This is a genomic window from Bradyrhizobium sp. SZCCHNS2022, assembly GCF_032377575.1.
In the GTDB taxonomy this organism is placed as follows: domain Bacteria; phylum Pseudomonadota; class Alphaproteobacteria; order Rhizobiales; family Xanthobacteraceae; genus Bradyrhizobium; species Bradyrhizobium aeschynomenes.
On record NZ_JAUHHZ010000001.1, the window covers coordinates 2798168 to 2817020 of the forward strand.

Below are 18853 nucleotides of genomic sequence, written 5' to 3' on the forward strand. Positions count from 1 at the left end.
TCCGTTCGGCCCCCGGCCTGCAATCGCATCGGGCCCCGCCCTTCCGAAACGCTCATTTCACAAGCCGCTCCAAGAGGATCGCAGCCGGCACCGCGCCATGCGCGATTTTTTCGTTTCTTTTTTTCGGAATTTGTGGTTGAGTGCGCCCGTCCCGCCCCGGCAAAAGGGGCGTATCGCGATCGTCACGACACGCGGGGTGGGATGCGGTGGCCGCGATCATGCTGCAGCGTGCTCTGATGCGCGCGGACGAACAGCTGGTGGCGGACGTGAAGACGCGTGGTCCTGGCGCCCCGATGCTGGCGCCAAGCCTCTGGGGTGATGATGATCCCCTCAGGCGACGGTGGCTAACGAGCCGGTACACCGAGGAGAGCGCGAGATAAGCGTGAAGACCATCGCGCGGGGAATGCCGGGATGCCTCGGCTGAACCTGTGGTGACTGCCGCCTGCTTTTTTTCTGCAGGCGGGCCATGGGTGCGGCCAGCGCCCGGCATTCCCCGCGCCCTCTTCTTTCAAGAGGGCGGAACGGACTGGAGCCGCCCGGGCGCATCTGCGCCGCGGGAACGGTTCATGACGTCCCGCTCCCGCGCATTCCGTCGATACGCTGTTTGACCCCGTGAACGCCTCTTTGTCCGGCTCGCGCCTATCAGGCGGTGCGGCGTCCGTTGCGGCTGATCTTCGCCGCAACGAAGTAGGACAGCGGCATCGCGACGATGAAGCCGGCCAGCGCTGCCAGCGGCAGGTCCTTCATCGGGCTCGCCACCAGCCCCTGCACCGTCAACAACGCCGTGACCGCACTACCTGCCAGCACGGTGCCCAGCATGACCCAGATGAGAACTGCGACCTTGAACATCTGTCATTCTCCGTCATTCGGAACAACATCGATCCCTTGACATGACGATGCTCTGCCTGCCGTGCGCGCGCATCATTGATCTGAAACAACCGGACTCGACAAATGAAAAGAGGGAGGAGCGGCTGCCCCTCCCTCTTTGGCATCAGCTAACGACGTCGCCGGCGCAACGGCCCTGCCGCGGTGACCCGCGCGGTGGCCGTGCTATCGCGCCGGCGGTACGAAATGATCATGCTTGCTCACCGACGTGCCGGTGGCCGGATCGGTGATCTTGATCTCGATGTCGACCGGCGTGGCGGGGAGATCGGCTCCCTTGGCCTCGATCGACATGCGAATTTCGCGGGTCTGATCCTGACCGACGTCGATGATCATGCGGCCATCCTGCTCGCGCGTCTCGCCGGCCACCGTCACCTTGGCGTTCGGCAGGCCGACGACGTCGAGGACGAAGTCCCGCGCACCACGCTTGTTGAGCAGGCGGACCGTGTAGTCGTTGCGCACGCCGCCATCCGACAGCTGCACGAACAACGGATTGCGCTCATGCAGGACGTTGATGCCCATCGTGCCCCGCGTCGCCAGCGAGTACAGCATGATGCCGCCGACGATGGCGATGAAGCTCGCATAGATGATCGTGCGCGGCCGGATGATCCGGTAGATTTCGGGCTTGCCCTCTTTCCGGCGCTGGACGTTGATGTCGGTGTCGTAGCCGATCAGGCCGGTCGGCCGGCCGATCTGGGTCATGACGCTGTCGCAGGCGTCGATGCACAGGCTGCACTGGATGCAGCCGAGCTGGATGCCGTGGCGGATGTCGACGCCGGTCGGGCAGACGTTGACGCATTGGTGGCAATCGACGCAGTCGCCGGCCGGTGCCCCCTGCAACCGCGCCGCCTCAGCCTTCTTGACCGACATCCGCGGCTCGCCGCGGTCGCCCTTGTAGGTGACATTGAGCGCCCATTCGTCGGTCAGCGCCGCCTGGATCCGTGGCCACGGGCACATGTAGATGCAGACCTGCTCGCGGGCGTGGCCGGCGAACAAATAGGTCGTCGCGGTCAGGATGCCGATCCAGAGATAGGCCGTGAACGGCGCCTGGAAGGTGGCGAGGTCCTTCACCAGGGTCGGCGCATCGTCGAAATACAGCACCCAGGCGCCGCCGGTCCACCAGCCGATCATGATCCAGAGGAAGTGCTTGAGCGCGACCTGACGAATGTGGGTGAAGGTCCAGCCGCGCTTGTCGCTGAGCATGCGCTCGCGCCGGTCGCCCTCGACCCAGCGCTCGACGGCGTAGAACAAATCGGTCCACACCGTCTGCGGACAGAGATAGCCGCACCACAGCCGGCCGGCCACCGCGTTCATCAGGAACAGGGCGACCGCCGCAATGATCAGGAGGCCGGTGAAGTAATAGACCTCCTGCGGCCACAGCTCGATGAAGAAGAAATAGAACCGACGGTGCGGGAAATCGACCAGCACCGCCTGGTTCGGCATGCCGGGACCGCGGTCCCAGCGCACGAAGGGCAGCAGATAGTAGATGCCGAGCGTGATGCAGAGGATCGTCCATTTGATGCGGCGAAAGCGGCCGTGCACGGCTGCCGGATAGACCTTGTCGCGCGCCTTGTAGAGCGGACCGACGATGTAGGTTTCGTCCGAGTCAGCCATGAGATCCTCGCTTCATCTTCATCTCGCCCATCCTTCGTCCGACCGGTTCAGGAGAACGCGTTGCCGCTGCGCAGCCCCAGCTTCTTGAACACGATGGCCGCCGGACAGAAGCCGGTGAACGAGGCCTGGATCATGTTCACGCCCGCAAAGGCGGCAAGCAGGAACCAATACGGACTGACGTACCAGCCGAGCGCGAGGCTGAGAAGGACGACGAATCCTGCGAAGGTGAGAACTGCTTTGTCGACGTTCATGGCATAGTCCCTCATGGTTGCATTTGAGCGTAATCAAGCCGGCGCCACGGCATCACTGCCGCAGGCCGGATCGTGTCCAGGCGACGATTCGTTGCGAGTCCATCGCACCCGAAATTCGCTGGAGCTCCCGTCCCTTCTGCAGCAGCAGAAGAGTGGGAATTCCGGAGATGCCGAACTTCGCCGAGACGTCCGGCGCCTCGTCGGAGTTCAGCTTGAGAAGCTGCACGTGCGGCTCCAACTCTTGCGCAGCGCGCGCAAACATCGGCGCCATCGCGCGGCAGGGGCCGCACCACGGCGCCCAGACGTCGACCAGCAGCGGCAGATCGCTATGCGCCACATGGCGTTCGAACGCAGCCTGGTCGACCTCGATCGGGTGACCGGAGAACAGCGGTGCGTGGCATTTGCCGCATTTGCCCTGGGTCGGCGCCCGGCCCGCGGGCAGTCGGTTGATCTGCCCGCACTGGCCGCACACCAGCTGAAAGGTCTCGCTCATGTGCCCGTCCTGACTTCCTTGATCTTTGCGATGTTGAGCCGGTCGAGCAGGAATTTCTCGTAGAACGGCTCAGGCGTGCCGCGCCTCATCTTGCGCAGGAAATACTTCTCGAAGGCGACCTTGGCGTAATGCACCCACTCGCCCTTCGACGACCAGTTGACGTTGCGCGGCGGAATCTGCGGCTGCGCCAGGAACGCGACGCCGGAATCGCCGAAGTCCGCAAGGCAGATCGCATTCCAGGTCGGCTGCGTCTTGGGCTCCTGCCCGCGCAGCAGCGCGCCGATGTTCATGGCAGTCGCGGTGACCATCGACTCGATCATGAAGCCGGTCTTGGGCACGCCGACCGGCACCGGCGTCGGCCCGATCGGCGGGATCGCGACGCAGACGCCGATGGCGAAGACGTTGGGATAGGCCGGGTTGCGCTGATGCTTGTCGACGACGACGAAGCCGCGCGGATTGGTGAGCTTGTCGATGCCCCTGACGGCGCCGACGCCGCGGAACGCCGGCAGCATCATCGAATAGGCGAACGGCAGCTCATGCGTCTTGCGGACAGAGCCGTCGTCGGCCACCTCCTCCACGAACATCCGCCCGTCCTCGACCTTGGTGACGCGCGCGCTGGTGATCCACTTGACGTGCTTCTCGCGCATCTCGCTTTCGAGCAGCCCCTTGGTGTCGCCCACGCCGTCGAGGCCGAGATGGCCGATATAGGGCTCGGAGGTCACGAAGGTCATCGGCACCTGGTCGCGCATCTTGCGGCGGCGCAGTTCGGTCTCGAGAATGAAGAGGAATTCATAGGCCGGCCCGAAGCAGGACGCGCCCTGCACCGCGCCGACGATGACCGGCCCCGGCTTCTCGGCCAGCTTGTCGAACGCCGCCTTGGCATGCGCGGCGTGATCGACGTGGCACACCGACTGGGTATGGCCGTCCGGGCCGAGACCTGGAATCTCGTCGAAGGCGAGCTCGGGCCCGGTGGCGACCACAAGATAATCATAGGCGACCATGGTGCCGTCCGTCAGCTCGACCTGGTTGTCGTCCGGGTGCACGCGCTTGGCGCCCTGGGTCAGCAGGCGGATGCCCTTGCGCTGCATGACGTCGACCAGATCGATCTCGATCTCGTCGCGCTTGCGCCAGCCCACGGCAACCCACGGGTTGGAGGGCACGAAATGATACGAGGACCCCTGCGAGATGACGGTCACACGATCCTCCTTTCGCATCTGGGGCAGCAATTCATAAGCCATCAGGGAGCCGCTCAGCCCCGCTCCGATCACGACAACGTCCGCCATTTGGGTCCTCCATCGCCTTGCTTCGTTCTTGTTTCGCTTGAGCCGCAACCTCCCGGGCCGGCCTTGACTATATATTCGAATATCTGTATATACGCAACTATGAAATTTGATGCTGACATCATGGAAGTGGCGGCCGACCAGGCCAGTGACCTCCTGAAGGCGCTGTCGAACCGGCATCGGCTCCTGATCATCTGCCAGCTGGTCGACAATGAACGGTCGGTCGGCGAACTGGCGGCATTCCTCGGCCTGCGCGACTCGACCGTCTCGCAGCACCTCGCTTTGCTGCGCAAGGACGGTCTGGTCACCGCCCGGCGCGACGGGCAGACCATCTACTACTCGATCGCCAGCGAGCCGGCCCGCGAGGTCCTGAAGACGCTCTATCAGGTCTATTGCGCAACGCCGCCGCCGAAACCTGTACCGAGACTATGACGGCGCCCAACCGCCGACTTGACCAGCATCAAGTGGGAACCCGCATCCCGGTGGGATGTCTGGACCGCCCGTTTCGCCCGACCACACGATTTGACTCAAAACGAACAGGATGAGGCTGATGCGCAGATTATCGCTCCTGACCTTGATCGCCGCGATGGCCTGCCAGCTGAGCTCGCAGGCCACGCCGGCCCTTGCCGAAACGCTGACGGTGACCCCGCGTCAGGTCGCCGACGAGAAGGCGGTGTTCGCGACCGTGGAAAGCGTCAGCGTGGTCCCGGCGCGCGGCCGCATCGGCGGCACGATCGCTCAGCTCTCGGTGCGCGAAGGCGACCCGGTCAAGCGTGGCCAGCCGATCGCGCTGATCGGCGACGAGAAGCTCGCACTTCAGCTCAAGTCGCTCGACGCCCAGATCGAGGCGCTGCAGGCGCAGGCCAACCAGGCGCAGATCGACTTCACCCGGACGGAAGGCCTCGTCGAGCGCGGCACCCTGCCCCGGGTCAAGCTCGACGAGACGCGCACTGCGCTGAACGTCGCCGAGAATTCGCTGCGCGCCAAGACCGCCGAGCGCGCCGTGGTGAACCAGCAGATGAGTGAAGGCCAGGTGCTGGCGCCCGATGACGGCCGCGTGCTGAAGAAGCTCGTGACCGTCGGTTCGGTGGTCCTGCCCGGCGATCCCGTGGTGACGGTGGCCCAGCAGAATTTCAAGCTGCGGCTCCGCGTGCCCGAGCGCCACGCGCTGTTCCTGAAGGCAGGCGACAAGGTTCGTGTCGACGGCGCCGAGTTCGGCGAGAGCGGCGACAAATGGGGCGTGATCGACCTCGTCTATCCGCAGATCGAGGAAGGCCGCGTCGTCGCGGACGCGATCGTTCAAGGCCTTGGCCAGTATTTCGTCGGCGACCGGCTGCGGGTGTGGATCTCCGGCGGCCAGCGCGACGCCTATGTGATCCCTGGCCGCTACGTCACCACCCGCTTCGGCATCGACTACGTTCAGCTGCAACAGGGATCGCAGCAAGTCAGCGTTCCGGTGCAGCGCGGCCGCGCCTTGCCGAGCGCCGATCTTCCCGATGGACTTGAAATCCTGTCCGGCCTGCGCGCCGGCGACCAATTGGTGCAGCCGTGAAACTTGGACTCTCAGGCAAGCTGACCCAGGCGACCATCGCCTCGCCGCTCACGCCGCTGTTCCTGCTCGCCTCGCTCGTGGTCGGCCTCATCGCCGTGGTCGTGATCCCGCGCGAGGAGGAACCGCAGATCAGCGTGCCGATGGTCGACATCCGCGTCAACGCCGACGGACTGCGTGCGCCTGATGGCGTCGAGCTCGTCACGAAGCCGCTGGAGACGATCGTCAAGGCGATCGACGGCGTCGAGCACGTCTACAGCCAGACCGAGGACGACCGCGTCATGGTCACCGCGCGGTTCCTGGTCGGCACCAAGTTCGAGGACGCGATCCTGCGCGTCCATGAGAAGCTCCGCGCCAATCTCGACCGCATTCCCGTCGGCATCCCCGAGCCGCTGATCGTCGGCCGCGGCATCAACGATGTCGCCGTGACCGTTCTGACCCTGTCGCCGAAGCCGGAGGCCGCCGAGCGCTGGTCCGACAAGGACCTCTACGAGCTCGCCGATAAGCTGCGGGCCGAGCTGACCAAGGTCGACAATATCGGCCTGACCTACATCTCCGGCGGCGGCGCCCAGCAGATCCGCGTCGAGCCCAGCCCGGAGAAGCTGTCGCTGTTCGGCGTGACCTTGCAGCAGCTCGTCGCCAAGGTGAAGGATGCCAACCGTTCCTTCCTCGCCGGCGACGTCCGCGACGGCGGCATCGTCCGCAACGTGACTGCCGGGCAGACTCTGACGGGCATCCCCGATATCGGGCTCCTGTTGATCTCAACCCGCGACGGCCGCCCGGTCTATGTGCGCGATGTCGCGACCGTCGTGATCGGCCCCAATCTCGCCGAGCACCGCGTCTGGGACGACGCCCGCAGCGACAAGGGCGACTGGCACCGCGTGCCCGCGGTGAGCCTCGCGCTCGCCAAGCGCGCCGGCGCCAACGCGGTCGTGGTGTCGCACGACATCGCGCAACGCCTCGAAGGGCTCAAGACCAGCCTCATTCCGAGTGACGTCGCGGTCACGGTGACGCGCGACTATGGCGAGACCGCCAATGAGAAGGCCAATGAGCTGTTGTTCCATCTCGGTCTCGCGACGATCTCGATCGTCGTCCTGATCGCGATCGCAATCGGCTGGCGCGAGGCGCTCGTCACCTTCGTGGTCATCCCGACCACGATCCTGCTGACGATGTTCGCCGCGAATTTGATGGGCTACACTATCAACCGCGTCAGCCTGTTCGCGCTGATCTTCTCGATCGGCATCCTGGTCGACGACGCCATCGTCGTGGTCGAGAACATCGCCCGCCATTGGGGCATGCGTGACGGCCGTCCGCGCCTGCAGGCGACCATCGAGGCGGTCGCCGAGGTCGGCAACCCGACCATCGTTGCCACCCTGACGGTGGTGGCCGCCCTGCTGCCGATGCTGTTCGTGTCGGGCCTGATGGGCCCTTATATGGCACCGATCCCGGCCAACGCCTCGGCCGCGATGCTGTTCTCGTTCTTCGTCGCGATGGTCGTGGCACCGTGGCTGATGCTGCGCCTCGCGCCGAAGCAGACCGCCGCCGCGGGTGGCGCACAGCACGATCCGAGCCATGACGCACATGGCGAGGGCCGGCTCGGCCGGATCTATCGCAGCGTGGCGCGCCCGATCGTCGCCAGCAAGAGCTCCGCCTGGATCTTCCTGCTCGGCGTCGGCATCGCCACCTTGCTGTCGATGACGCTGTTTGCGACCAAGTCCGTCACCGTCAAGCTGCTGCCGTTCGACAACAAGTCGGAGATCGCGGTGATGGTCGATCTGCCCGAAGGCGCCAGCCTGGAGGATACCGAGCGGACGCTGTTTGCCGCCGCCGACATCGCGCATCAGTTGCCGGAGATTACGAGTGTGCAGAGCTACGCCGGCACGGCGGCGCCGTTCAACTTCAACGGCCTCGTCCGGCACTATTACCTGCGCGAACGGCCTGAGCTCGGCGAGCTCCAGGTCAATCTCGCCGCCCGCGGCGACCGCAAGCGCGCGAGCCATGACATCGCGCTCGACCTGCGGCAGCGGCTGAAGGCGGTCTCGGTGCCCTCGGGCACCAGCATCAAGGTCGTCGAGGTGCCGCCCGGCCCGCCGGTGCTGGCGACCTTGCTCGCCGAGATCTACGGCCCGGATGCCGCGACCCGGCGGGCCGTCACCACCGAGCTGAAGAAGGTGTTCGCCGACGTCCCCTTCATCGTCGACATCGACGACTCCATCGGCCAGCGCCGGCCGCGGCTGCGGCTGTCGATCGACCAGGACAGTCTCGAATTCTTCGGGGTCGAGCAGCGCGACGTCTACGACACCATCCAGACCTTGTTTGGCGGCGTCTCGGTCGGCTACTCGCACCGCGGCGAGGACCGCAATCCGATCGAGATCGCGGTGCGGCTGCCGAAGCGCACCAAGAGCTGGAGCCAGGCTCTGGCTTCGACGCCGGTGCCGGCCAACACCCTGCCCGGCAGCAAGACCGTCGTCGAGCTCGGCCAGGTCGTGAAGGCGACGATGGAAGAGGGATCGCCGATGATCTTTCGCCGCGACGGCCGCTTCGCCGACATGGTGATGGCCGAGCTCGCCGGCCGCTTCGAGGCGCCGCTGTATGGCATGCTTGCGGTCGCCGACCGGATCGACGCGCATGACTGGGGCAAGTTGCCGAAGCCGGCGATCGGCTTCCATGGCCAGCCCAAGGACGAGTCGCGTCCGACCTTGCTGTGGGACGGCGAATGGGAGATCACCTACGTGACCTTCCGCGACATGGGTGCGGCGTTTGGCGCGGCCATCCTCGGCATCTACGTGCTGGTGGTGGCGCAGTTCAAGAGCTTCCGGCTGCCGCTGGTGATCCTGACGCCGATCCCGCTGACCCTGATCGGCATCCTGCTCGGCCATTGGCTGCTCGGCGCGCCGTTCACGGCGACGTCGATGATCGGCTTCATCGCGCTCGCCGGCATCATCGTGCGCAATTCGATCCTGCTGGTCGACTTCATCCGACACAGCGGCGGCGAGGGCAAGACCTTGCGCGACGTCGTGCTGGAGGCCGGCGCGGTGCGCTTCAAGCCGATCCTGCTGACCGCGCTCGCGGCGATGATCGGCGCGGCGACGATCCTGCTCGATCCGATCTTCCAGGGGCTGGCGATCTCGCTGCTGTTCGGCCTCGCGTCGTCCACCCTGCTCACGGTGCTCGTCATCCCCGCGATCTACATCGCGCTGCGCGAGCCCGGAAAACCCACCACGAAGATGTCCTAGGAGATGATGATGACCAAGCTGTACAGCGAGATCTGCAAGGATCTGTCCGGCAATCTGAAGACCTTGCGCAAGGACATCCCCGACGTGATGCAGGGCTTCTCCGCGCTGGCACGGGCGGCCAGCGCGGACGGCGCGCTCGACAAGAAGACCAAGGAGCTGATTGCGCTGGCGATCGGCGTCGCCGTCCGCTGCGACGGCTGCATCGGCTTTCACGCCGAGGCGCTGGTCCGCCTCGGCGCGACACGCCAGGAGGTCGAGGAGACGCTTGGCATGGCCATCTATATGGGCGGTGGGCCCTCGCTGATGTACGCGGCTGATGCGATCGCCGCCTTCGAGGAATTCCAGCAGCAGGCGGCCGCCGCCTGAAGCGCGATCAGCCGCAGATGTCGAGAATGGCGAGCATGTAGATGCGGATCATGTCGAGATAGTCGGGAATATCGACGCGCTCGTCCGGCATCGTGTTGTAGCGACCACCCGGCCCGCAGACGATGCCCTCCATCCTGCCCGAGGCATAGAGATGGCCGGCGTCGGTGCCATAGAAGCAGCTCGGCGCAACCGGCCCGGTCGGCTGCGCCTCGCCGCGCACGACACGATAGGCGTCATTGACGGCCCGGACGATCGGACTGTCCGGCGCGACCTCGAACGGGGGCATCGTCGGGACCCCGGCGCGATCCTCCGACATCAGATGCGCCTTGAGGCCGAGAAACCGAGCCTCCAGCGCATCGAGCTCGCGCCGCATGTCGGCCAGCGCGCCCTGCTCGGTCTGACCGGGCGCGTAGCGGCCTGAGCCCTTGATGCGGACGAAATCCGCTACCTGCGGCGTCCGCCACTCGTGCAGCTCACGGCCGAGCGCGCCATGGACGACGCCGACATGCACCCGGTTGATCGCCTCATGCGCGGGCGACCGAGCGCCGGAGAAGGTCATCGCGTTGAGGCGCGGGATGAGATCGCAGGCCGCGCTGATGGCATCGACCGCCTCCTCGCGCTTGGACAGATGGCGGGTATTGCCGACGAGCTCGATGATGAACATGAATGCTGCCGCGTGCATGGTCATCGCCTTGAGATCGGTCGGCTCTGAATTGATGAAATAGTCCGCGCGCAGCCCCTGCTCGATCAAGGAGTAGGTGCCGACGCCGCCCTGCAGCTCACCGACGACATAGGTGAGGATCACGTCGCCTCTGAGCTTCACGCCGGCCTCGATCAGCGTCTTGACCGCGCAGAAATAGGCGGCGTCGCCCGCCTTCATGTTGGAAACGCCGATGCCATAGATGAACGCGTCATCGACCTTCCCTGCCCAGGGATCGACCGTCCAGCCCTCCGTCACCGGGTTGGTATCGACGTGACCGTTGAAAAGCAGGCTCTTGCCGCCACCCGTACCCTTCCAGCGCCCGACGGCATTCACACGCCCCTCGTCGCCGAACGGCGTGACGGCGGCGTCGAGCCCGATCTCTCGCATGCGCTCGGCCATGAAGTTCGCGAGCTGCTTCTCTCCTTCCGTCTTCGAATAGCTCTTGTGCTGCACCATGCGCGACAGCAGCGCGAGCGCTGCGGGAACGTCGATGCGGGCGAGCAGGTCGTCGCGGTCCATGGGTTGCAATCCTCGCGGTCAGCTGACCGGCACCGGCGAAGCCGCCATCAGCTCGCTCGTATAGGGGTGAACGTCCTCCGCGCCGAAAGCATCGACGGCACGGCTGTCGACCAGCTGGCCCCGGCGCATCACGACGATGCGGTGGGCGATCTGCCGGATCAGATTGAGATCGTGGGTGATGAACAGATAGGCCGCGCCGGTCTCGGCGCGCAGCTTCAGCAGAAGCTCGATGATCTGGGCCTGCACGGAGACGTCGAGCGGCGCGGTGATCTCGTCGCAGACGACGAGTCGTGGACGCGCCGCGAAGGCGCGCGCGATCGCGACGCGCTGCTTCTCGCCGCCCGACAATTGGTGCGGCCAGCGCGCCGCATAAGACGCAGGCAGCCGGACCTGCTCCAGCAGCCGTGGCACCGAAGCGACGTCGCCGCCATAAAGCTTGAGCGGCCGCGACAGGATCTCACCGATGCGATGACGCGGGTTGAGCGAGGAATCGGGGTGCTGAAACACGATCTGAACATCGCGACGATAGGCCGGGCTCATGTCGCCAGCCCCATGCAATGTTCGGCCATCGAAGCGGATGGCGCCATCAAAGCGCGCGAGCCCGGTCAGCGCGCGCGCAACCGATGATTTGCCCGAGCCGGACTCGCCGACCAGGCCCACAATCTCGCCGGCGCGGATGTCGATGTCGACGGCCTTGGTCGCCGGCGGCGGAGCTGCGCGGAATAGCCCCGCCCTCCCGTAATGGACGTCAATGCCCCGCGCCTCGAGCAGCACGGCCTCACCGGGTTTGTCGTGCACGAGCCTCCGCTCCGGCCGCGGCACCGCCGCGATCAGGGACCTCGTGTAGTCGTGCTGCGGACGACGAAAGATCTCGGACGCCTTCGCCTGCTCGACCACCCGGCCGTGCCGGATCACTGCGACGCGATCCGCGACGCGGTTCATCATTCCCAGGTCATGGGAGATGTAGAGCGCTGCCACGCCCGTCTCGGCGCGCAGTCGCGCAAACAGCTCGATGATCCTTGCTCCGGTGATGACGTCGAGCGCCGTCGTCGGCTCGTCGAACAGGATCACGTCAGGCCGGCAGCCGAACGCCGTGGCGATGATCACGCGCTGCTTCTCGCCGCCGGAGATCTCGTGCGGATAGCGCCGCAAGATGGCGGCCGGGTTGCGCAGATCGACATGGCCGAGCAACTCGACCGCGAGATCCCTGGCGGCCCGCGCATTCAGTTCACGGTGGCGCATCAGGGCCTCGGTGATCTGGCGACCGATGGTCAACGTCGGATTCAGCGCCGTCGACGGATCCTGGAACACCATGCCGATGCGTCGACCTCGCAAGGCGCTCAGCTGCTTCGGACCGAGCGCCTGCAGGTCGACGTCACCGAGCCGCAGCGCGCCCGACACCTCGCGCGCATTGGCCGGCAGATGCCGCATCAGCGCCCAGGCCAGCGAGCTCTTGCCCGAGCCGGATTCGCCCACGAGGCCGAGCACCTCGCCGGGCGCAATCTCCAGCGAGATGTCACGCAGCACCGCCACGGCGCCGGCCGCGGTCGCATAGTCCAAACCGTAGTTGGTGATCGTGAGTGCGGCCGTCATCGATCGTCCCGGGGATTGAGAGCGTCGCGCAGGGCATCACCGACGAGATTGAACGCAATGGCCGACAGCGCGATCGCAGCCGACGGCGCGATCAGGATCCACGGTGCGCGGTGCATGTATTGCCGGGCATCGGCGACCATCAAGCCCCATTCCGAGGCGGGTGGCTGCGCGCCGAGGCCGAGAAAGCTGAGGGTCGCGAACAGCATCACCGCGAAGGAGACGCGGATCGTCGCCTCGATCACGATTGGCCCCATCACGTTGGGAAGCATCTCGCGGAAGATGATCTGCGCGGCACCCTCCCCGCGCGCGACCGCGGCCTTGACGAAATCCTGGTTCCGCACGGCGAGCGCGACCGAGCGCGTCACCCGTGCCATGCCCGGCGCAAAGGCGATGGCAATCGCGACGACGGCATTGCTCGCGCCGTTACCGAGCGTGCTGACCAGCAGCAGGGCCATCAGGAGACCGGGAATGGCCATGACCGCGTCGTTGGTCCGCATGATGAGCTCGTCGGTCTTGCCGCCCAGATAGGCTGATGCGACGCCGATGACGGCGCCGATGGCGCTGCCCGCCAAGGTCGCAGTAAGCGCCATCGGGACTGTCGCACGCGCCCCGGACAACAGACGGCTGAGCACGTCGCGGCCGAACTGGTCGGCGCCGAACAGGTTCTGCCAGCCCGGCGCGCGGAAACGGCCGAGGAAGTCCATTTTCTCCGGTCCGTATGGTGCCAGCCACGGTCCGAGGATGCAGATGGCTGCGAGCACGACCAGCAGAACGATGCCGATCGCGCCTTGCGGCTTGCGGATCATCCTGCCGAGCAGCTCAGTCATAGCGGATCCGCCGGTCGAGCAGCGCGTAGACGACGTCCGCGAGCGTATTGGTGATCGCGTAGGTCACCGCCATGATCATCGCTCCGGCCTGGATCGACGGCAGATCGCGGGTGGTGATGGCGATCATCAGCGCGCGACCGATGCCGGGAATGGCGAAGATCTCCTCGATCACGATGATGCCGCCGAGCAGATAGCCGACGTCGAGCGCGACGATGGTGATGACCGGCAGCAGCGCGTTGCGCATCACGTGACGGACCAGCACCGTTCGCTCCGGCAGTCCCCTCAGCCGCGCCGCGCGGACATAGTCGGATTGCAGCACGTCCAGCGTCTCCGAGCGCATCATGCGCATGACGTGCGCGATGAGGATGACCGAAACGGTCAGGATCGGCAACGTCAGGTGACGCAGCGCGAGGCCGGAATCCTCCAGCGGCGAAACGTAGCCGGTTGCGGGCAGCCACGGCAGGATGTCGGTGAGCAGCAGCGCCAGCGCCGTTGCGGTGACGAACTCCGGAAGGGACACGCCAAGATAGGCGATGATGCTCGTCATGGTATCCGCCGCCCTGCCCTGGCGCAGCGCGGCGAAGATCCCCAGCGGGACCGCGATCACGAGGGTCACGACGAGCGCACCGGCGGCGAGCAGCAGCGAACGCGACAGTGCCGTCAGCATTTCGGGCGCGACCGGCAGGCCAGTGCGCATCGAGACGCCAAAATTGCCGGTCGCGGCGCGTGCCACCCAGTGCGCGAATTGCAGCCAGACCGGATCGTTCAGCCCGAGGCGCACGCGCACGGCGGCCAGCGCCTCCGGCGAGGCATTCTCGCCGAGGAGAGTCTGCGCGGCATCGGCCGGCAGCGCCTGCGTGATGGCGAACACCAGCACGCTGACGATGACGACGGTGTAGACCATCAGGAGCAGCCGCCGCAGCAGCCAGGCTAACGACACCGATCAGGTCCCGTCTCAGGCGCGCTTGGGCGCGCCAGCGCCGAGCGAGACGAGATCAAGCCGGAACACCGATCCACGCGGATGCAAGGTGTAGCCCTCGACATAGGCGCGCTGGGCCGCCAGGATGTCGAAGAACACCGGGATGACCGACGGCACCTCCTCGTTCATCATCGCCTGGGCCCGCGCATAGAGCGCGGCGCGGTTGGCATCGTCGGTCTCGCTGCGCGCGGCATTGACGACCTCGTCGAAGCGCGCATTGTTCCAGCGCGTTTCGTTCCAGGCGGCATCCGAGGTGTAGAGCAGCTTGAAGATGGCATCCGCCGTGGGCTGCATGTTGTAGAAGCCGACGTAGAAATTGCCCTTCTTCCAGACCTGGTCGAGATAGGTCGCGTGCGGCATCGTCTGCACATTGATGCGGAAGCCTGCGGGCGCCGCCATTTCCCGGATCGCGACGCCGAGCTGCGTGCGGGTGTCCGGCTTGTCGGAGGCGACCATGGTCAGGTCGATGCCGGAGGGATAGCCCGCCTCGGCCAGCAGCTGCTTCGCCTTGGCGATATCCGGCCTTTTGAGCTTGCTGTCCTTGTAGAACCGGTAGGCCGGGCTGAGCGGCGTGTCGTTGCCGGGCGTGCCGTAGCCGCCGGCGACGAACCCCGCCATGGCCTCACGATCGATGGTCAGCGCCAGGGCCTGACGCACGCGGACATCGTTGAACGGCTTCTGGTCGCAGCCCATGTTGACGTTGAGGAACTGGCCCGAGGGAATCCGCAGCGCCTTGATGCCGGTGGCCTTGCCCAGTCGCTCATACTCGCCGGGCGTGGTCGACAGCATCAGATCGATATCCCCCGAGATCAGCGCGGAGGCTTCGGCGGTGCGATCGGGATAGACCAGGATCTCGACGCGATCGAGCGCCGGCCGCGCCGGATCGTAATAGGCCGGATTGCGCTCGACCACGATCTTGCGGTCCGGCTCGTAGGACACGAGCTTGAACGGCCCCGAGCCATTGGCCTTGGTAGCGAGACTGCCGAGATCGGCGGCGATCACCTTCGCCGGGACGATGCGCGCATTGGTGTAGGCGAGCGCGACCGGGAAATCGGCGAAGGCGACCGTCATTGTGAACTTCACGGTCGCGGCATCGATCGCTGCAACGTCCTTGATCGGGCCGACATTCGTGCGCGCAGGCGAGGCGGTCTTCGGATCGAGGATCGCCTTGAAGGTCGCGACGACGTCCTCGGCCGTCAGCGGCGAGCCGTCATGAAAACTAACGTTCGGACGCAGCTTGAACGTCCACTCCGTCAGGCCCGCGCCGGCTTCCCACGACAGCGCGAGATCGGGCTCCACCGCCATGTCCGGCTTCAACCGGGTGAGGTTGGAATAGAGCAGCTCGGTGACGAGATATTCCGGATTGACGCGCGCGAGCAGCGGATGAATGACCGCCGCGCCCTGATCGACCGAGATCCGCAGCACGCCGCCACGCTTCGGCGCCTCGGCAGCCAGCGAGACACGCGGCAAGGCAAGCGCGACTGCGGTGCCGGCGAGAAAATGGCGACGGGTGACGGACGGCATCAGGCGAAGTCCTTCTTGAGCGTCATGGCTTCGGGAGAGAGTTCGGGACAGAACTCGGCTGAGAGATAAGCAAGCACCGATTTCGCCAATGCGACGATGTCGGTCAGGGTCGTCGATTCGCCCGGCGCATGGATGCGGCTGTCGGGCTTGCCGAGACCGGTGAGCAGCACCTCTTGAAGTCCGGTGGCCTGCTGCACCCAGCCGAAATCGGAGCAGCCGGAAGCGCCCCAGCGTGCGAAGTCATCGGGCGCATAGTCGAATCCGAGCGACAGCGCCTGCTGCCAGCGCGGCCAATGCGGCCCGCCGGGATCGGAGGTCGGCGCCAGATGTCCGGTGAGGATGATCTCGACGTCGAGGGAGCCCGCGGCCTGCTTGATCGCGGTTTCGATCTCGCTGCGCGCGCCAATGAAGTCCTCTTCAGGCGCATAGCGGCGGCACAGCAGAAGCTCGACCAGCGACGGGATCTGTCCGCCGCATCGGCCGCCATGAATGGCGGAAATGTCGAGACTCGCCGTGAGCGGCCCGCTCGCCTGCGGCGCTGGCGGCAGTGCCGACGTGCGCTGGGCAATCACCGGCTTCAAGGCAGCGACGGCATTGAGAATCGGCAGCGCTGCTTCGATTGCGTTGGCGCCGGCGCTGCGCTGCTCGCCCGCATGCGCCGGCTTGCCATGAACGCGCACCGTGAGCGTGAACAGACCGAAGCAGCCGGCCCAGATCCGCGGCATCGCGCTGCCGTTGAAGTTGAGGATGTGCCCTTCGAGACGGCCCTGCTCGGCCAGATAGCGCACGCCGGGATAGAGCCCCGCTTCTTCGTCCGTGCACAACAGCAGCATCGGATCATAAGCAAGCGACAGGCCGGTCTGCTGTGCGGCGCGCAACGCGAGCAGCGCCGCTGCGATCGAACCCTTCATGTCGGCCGCACCGAGGCCGACGAGACGATCACCCTCGCACGTCAGCTGCAGCGGATCGGTGGTCCAGCCGGGAGCAGCGGGCACGGTGTCGACATGAAAATAGAGGCCGAGAACGGGCCTGCCGGAGCGGCGGCGCGCGATCAGATTGGTGCGTCGCCCGCACGCGCCGGGTGCTCGCCACAGCTCCTCCGGAACGATGATGCGCTCGCACTCCAGCGCGAGCGGCGCGGCGAGCCGCTCCATGAGATCGGCAAAATCATCGTAGCCAGCACCGGGCGGAAAGCTGGTGTCGACCGCCACCATCCTCTGCAGATCATGGACGGCGGTCGCGGACAGCCGGTCGATCGCCGCCACGCCGTGGGCCAGGTTGGCCCCGCCCCGATCCGCCCTGTCCTGAGAAATCATTTGCCGCGAGCCAAATCCTATATTCTATATAGAAATAGAATTCACGACGCGGCGTTTGTCAAATCCATGAAAAAGGCAGCTGTGGCCAGCAAAGCGGCAGATGGGGTGGGTGCAGGGAGCGGTGTCCTGCCCGTGCCGCTGTACGAGCATGTCAAGCGGCAGATCGCGGAGGCGATCCTGATCGGCGAGCTTGCGCCCGGCACGGTGCTGCCCGGCGAGGTCGCGCTCGCCCATCAATATGGCGTCGCGGTCGGCACCATTCGCCGCGCGTTGGCCGACCTCACCGCCGGCGGCATGCTGATGCGCCGGCGCAAGACGGGGACCGTCGTCACAGGCCGAGCGTCGCAACATGGCCTCAGCTTCTTCTTTCAATATTTCCGCCTGTTGGGGGCGGATGGCAGCCTGTTGCACTCGGAGGCGGAGGTGCTGTCGGTGACAAAACGGGCCGCCGCGCCCGCCGAAGCCGCGCTGTTCGCCACCGCCGAAACTGAGCCGCTGCTGCATCTTCATCGCATCCGCCGCGTAGCGGGCGCGCCCGTGCTGCATTCGCGCATCGCGATGGTCGCAAGCCGCGTGCCTGAGTTTCCGCGCGAGACGACGAAGGTCCCCGCCCTGATCTATCGCCATTTGCTCGAGACCTACGGCATCCGGATCGCCGCCGTGCGCGAGAAGGTCACCGCGGAGGTCGCAACCAAGGAGGACCGGACGCTTCTCAACCTGTCGGCGCCAGGCGCGGTACTGGTCATCAATGAGGAGGCCTACGACCAGACCGGGGCGCTGGCGATTCTTAGCCAACACCGCGCCACGACGGCCGGCCACTACTACTCGAACGAGATTCGCTGAGACCCGGCGCTGACGATGAACCGCGCGCCGCCCCGGTATCGCTCCTTGGGAGCGTCTAGGGCTTCAGCCCGGCATCAGCGCCACACCGCAGGCGACGCGGTCCTGATCGACAACGAACCGACCCGACAGGCGGGCGACCGCGACCGGCCATCCCGTTTTGAGAACGCGGGCCGCAAAGGTGCCCGATGCCCATTCGATCCCGAGCTCGACGTCCTGAAAATCGAGGAAGCCCCGCGTGATCGGATACTGACACTTATAATATGCTTCCTTGGCGCTGAAGATCAGGATCGGAAGCACCGGCCGAATTGCCCCGGGCTGCGCAGCGATCCATTGCCGCTCCGCCGGCGTGAGCACCAGGTCCTGCAAGCTCGCGTCCAGCTCGCGCACATCCTCCACGTCCAGGCCAAGAGACGTCACGTCGCGGTGCCGTGCCACGACGACGGCGCAGTAGTTGGCGCAGTGGGAAATGCTCCCCGTGAAGCCAGATGGCCAGACCGGCGCCCGATCGGGTCCGGGGACGAGCGGGCCCGGTGGCGTGCCGAATGCTGCAAGCAACCGTCGCGCCAGAATCCTGGCCGTGGTGAACTCTGCCCGCCGTTTGGGCACTGCGGCCTGAATGAAGGCGCGCTCCTCGGGAAACAGCTCGCCATCCGCAGTCGAAAGCGCGGAGGTCTCGACGCCGACAGGGCCGGAAAACAGATCTGCTATCGCCGTCATCAACAACTCTGCATGCGGAGAGCCTCAGCTCGGATGGCCGCGACGCTGTTTGACCAAACACCGCCTCGGGCCGCTTGACCATAGACCGCCTCAGGCCGCGCCGTCCTAAACTCCCATGATTGTACATGCCGATCGGTGCCCCTGCACCGTCAATCTCACGG

Annotated in this window: 17 protein-coding genes; 5 read left to right on the forward strand and 12 right to left on the reverse strand. The window is 66.0% G+C overall.

The window, feature by feature from the left end:
- Positions 1–642: 642 nt before the first annotated feature.
- The 5 genes from QXZ94_RS12510 to QXZ94_RS12530 all read right to left on the reverse strand — a co-directional run bounded on the left by QXZ94_RS12510 (position 643) and on the right by QXZ94_RS12530 (position 4523).
- Entirely contained in the window at positions 643–849 is a 207-nt protein-coding gene (locus QXZ94_RS12510; RefSeq protein WP_172115248.1) for a hypothetical protein, read from the reverse strand.
- 201 nt (positions 850–1050) lie between these two features.
- Entirely contained in the window at positions 1051–2496 is a 1446-nt protein-coding gene (gene ccoG, locus QXZ94_RS12515; RefSeq protein ID WP_315720658.1) for a cytochrome c oxidase accessory protein CcoG, read from the reverse strand.
- A 47-nt stretch (positions 2497–2543) separates the two neighbouring features.
- Positions 2544–2747 carry a DUF2892 domain-containing protein gene (locus QXZ94_RS12520; protein WP_172183741.1) on the reverse strand — a complete coding sequence of 68 codons (204 nt, stop codon included), beginning with the start codon at positions 2745–2747 and terminating at the stop codon, positions 2544–2546.
- A 52-nt stretch (positions 2748–2799) separates the two neighbouring features.
- The gene (gene trxC / locus QXZ94_RS12525; RefSeq protein WP_315720659.1) at positions 2800–3240 is read right to left on the reverse strand and encodes a thioredoxin TrxC; all 441 of its coding nucleotides are present in this window, start codon (positions 3238–3240) and stop codon (positions 2800–2802) included.
- Positions 3237–4523 (reverse strand): FAD/NAD(P)-binding oxidoreductase, encoded by a 1287-nt coding sequence (locus tag QXZ94_RS12530; RefSeq protein WP_315720660.1) that lies wholly within the window; start codon positions 4521–4523, stop codon positions 3237–3239. Before QXZ94_RS12530 ends, trxC begins: the two co-directional genes overlap by 4 nt.
- A 120-nt stretch (positions 4524–4643) precedes the next feature.
- On the opposite strand from QXZ94_RS12530, the gene QXZ94_RS12535 reads away from it, so the two are divergent.
- The 4 genes from QXZ94_RS12535 to QXZ94_RS12550 all read left to right on the forward strand — a co-directional run bounded on the left by QXZ94_RS12535 (position 4644) and on the right by QXZ94_RS12550 (position 9671).
- Entirely contained in the window at positions 4644–4952 is a 309-nt protein-coding gene (locus tag QXZ94_RS12535) for a metalloregulator ArsR/SmtB family transcription factor (RefSeq protein ID WP_315720661.1), read from the forward strand.
- A 118-nt stretch (positions 4953–5070) separates the two neighbouring features.
- Complete coding sequence (locus tag QXZ94_RS12540; RefSeq protein ID WP_315720662.1) at positions 5071–6072, forward strand: efflux RND transporter periplasmic adaptor subunit; 1002 nt, start codon at positions 5071–5073, stop codon at positions 6070–6072.
- Positions 6069–9305, forward strand: coding sequence for an efflux RND transporter permease subunit (locus tag QXZ94_RS12545; protein ID WP_315720663.1), 3237 nt, complete (start codon positions 6069–6071; stop codon positions 9303–9305). Before QXZ94_RS12540 ends, QXZ94_RS12545 begins: the two co-directional genes overlap by 4 nt.
- A 9-nt stretch (positions 9306–9314) precedes the next feature.
- Entirely contained in the window at positions 9315–9671 is a 357-nt protein-coding gene (locus QXZ94_RS12550; protein WP_315720664.1) for a carboxymuconolactone decarboxylase family protein, read from the forward strand.
- A gap of 7 nt (positions 9672–9678) precedes the next feature.
- On the opposite strand, the gene QXZ94_RS12555 is transcribed toward QXZ94_RS12550, so the two are convergent.
- The 6 genes from QXZ94_RS12555 to QXZ94_RS12580 are packed head-to-tail and all read right to left on the reverse strand — an operon-like array spanning position 9679 to position 17132.
- Positions 9679–10893, reverse strand: coding sequence for a M20 family metallopeptidase (locus tag QXZ94_RS12555; protein ID WP_315720665.1), 1215 nt, complete (start codon positions 10891–10893; stop codon positions 9679–9681).
- Between the two features lie 18 nt (positions 10894–10911).
- Positions 10912–12486 (reverse strand): ABC transporter ATP-binding protein, encoded by a 1575-nt coding sequence (nikE, locus tag QXZ94_RS12560; protein ID WP_315720666.1) that lies wholly within the window; start codon positions 12484–12486, stop codon positions 10912–10914.
- Positions 12483–13313: an ABC transporter permease gene (locus QXZ94_RS12565; RefSeq protein WP_315720667.1), complete on the reverse strand. Its 831-nt coding sequence runs from the start codon at positions 13311–13313 to the stop codon at positions 12483–12485. Before QXZ94_RS12565 ends, nikE begins: the two co-directional genes overlap by 4 nt.
- Positions 13306–14253: an ABC transporter permease gene (locus tag QXZ94_RS12570; RefSeq protein ID WP_315720668.1), complete on the reverse strand. Its 948-nt coding sequence runs from the start codon at positions 14251–14253 to the stop codon at positions 13306–13308. The genes QXZ94_RS12565 and QXZ94_RS12570 overlap by 8 nt, the downstream gene beginning before the upstream one ends.
- 15 nt (positions 14254–14268) lie before the next feature.
- Positions 14269–15816 (reverse strand): ABC transporter substrate-binding protein, encoded by a 1548-nt coding sequence (locus QXZ94_RS12575; protein ID WP_315720669.1) that lies wholly within the window; start codon positions 15814–15816, stop codon positions 14269–14271.
- Positions 15816–17132: a M20 family metallopeptidase gene (locus tag QXZ94_RS12580; RefSeq protein ID WP_315720670.1), complete on the reverse strand. Its 1317-nt coding sequence runs from the start codon at positions 17130–17132 to the stop codon at positions 15816–15818. The genes QXZ94_RS12575 and QXZ94_RS12580 overlap by 1 nt, the downstream gene beginning before the upstream one ends.
- 66 nt (positions 17133–17198) lie before the next feature.
- Here QXZ94_RS12580 and QXZ94_RS12585 point away from each other — a divergent pair, with 66 nt between their 5' ends.
- Positions 17199–17975 carry a GntR family transcriptional regulator gene (locus QXZ94_RS12585; protein ID WP_315726219.1) on the forward strand — a complete coding sequence of 259 codons (777 nt, stop codon included), beginning with the start codon at positions 17199–17201 and terminating at the stop codon, positions 17973–17975.
- A gap of 63 nt (positions 17976–18038) precedes the next feature.
- Here QXZ94_RS12585 and QXZ94_RS12590 read toward each other — a convergent pair whose 3' ends face one another.
- A complete protein-coding gene (locus tag QXZ94_RS12590) occupies positions 18039–18692 on the reverse strand; it encodes a 4'-phosphopantetheinyl transferase (RefSeq protein WP_315726221.1) in 654 nt (217 codons plus the stop codon).
- Positions 18693–18853: the final 161 nt, after the last annotated feature.

Coding starts and splice junctions, on each gene's coding strand:
- ccoG (WP_315720658.1), bottom strand. CDS start 2,496: ATGGCTGACTCGGACGAAACCTACATCGTCGGTCCGCTCTACAAGGCG.
- QXZ94_RS12575 (WP_315720669.1), bottom strand. CDS start 15,816: ATGCCGTCCGTCACCCGTCGCCATTTTCTCGCCGGCACCGCAGTCGCG.
- QXZ94_RS12565 (WP_315720667.1), bottom strand. CDS start 13,313: ATGACTGAGCTGCTCGGCAGGATGATCCGCAAGCCGCAAGGCGCGATC.
- nikE (WP_315720666.1), bottom strand. CDS start 12,486: ATGACGGCCGCACTCACGATCACCAACTACGGTTTGGACTATGCGACC.
- QXZ94_RS12540 (WP_315720662.1), top strand. CDS start 5,071: ATGCGCAGATTATCGCTCCTGACCTTGATCGCCGCGATGGCCTGCCAG.
- QXZ94_RS12535 (WP_315720661.1), top strand. CDS start 4,644: ATGGAAGTGGCGGCCGACCAGGCCAGTGACCTCCTGAAGGCGCTGTCG.
- QXZ94_RS12520 (WP_172183741.1), bottom strand. CDS start 2,747: ATGAACGTCGACAAAGCAGTTCTCACCTTCGCAGGATTCGTCGTCCTT.
- QXZ94_RS12555 (WP_315720665.1), bottom strand. CDS start 10,893: ATGGACCGCGACGACCTGCTCGCCCGCATCGACGTTCCCGCAGCGCTC.
- QXZ94_RS12550 (WP_315720664.1), top strand. CDS start 9,315: ATGACCAAGCTGTACAGCGAGATCTGCAAGGATCTGTCCGGCAATCTG.
- trxC (WP_315720659.1), bottom strand. CDS start 3,240: ATGAGCGAGACCTTTCAGCTGGTGTGCGGCCAGTGCGGGCAGATCAAC.
- QXZ94_RS12510 (WP_172115248.1), bottom strand. CDS start 849: ATGTTCAAGGTCGCAGTTCTCATCTGGGTCATGCTGGGCACCGTGCTG.
- QXZ94_RS12530 (WP_315720660.1), bottom strand. CDS start 4,523: ATGGCGGACGTTGTCGTGATCGGAGCGGGGCTGAGCGGCTCCCTGATG.
- QXZ94_RS12590 (WP_315726221.1), bottom strand. CDS start 18,692: ATGACGGCGATAGCAGATCTGTTTTCCGGCCCTGTCGGCGTCGAGACC.
- QXZ94_RS12585 (WP_315726219.1), top strand. CDS start 17,199: ATGAAAAAGGCAGCTGTGGCCAGCAAAGCGGCAGATGGGGTGGGTGCA.
- QXZ94_RS12580 (WP_315720670.1), bottom strand. CDS start 17,132: ATGATTTCTCAGGACAGGGCGGATCGGGGCGGGGCCAACCTGGCCCAC.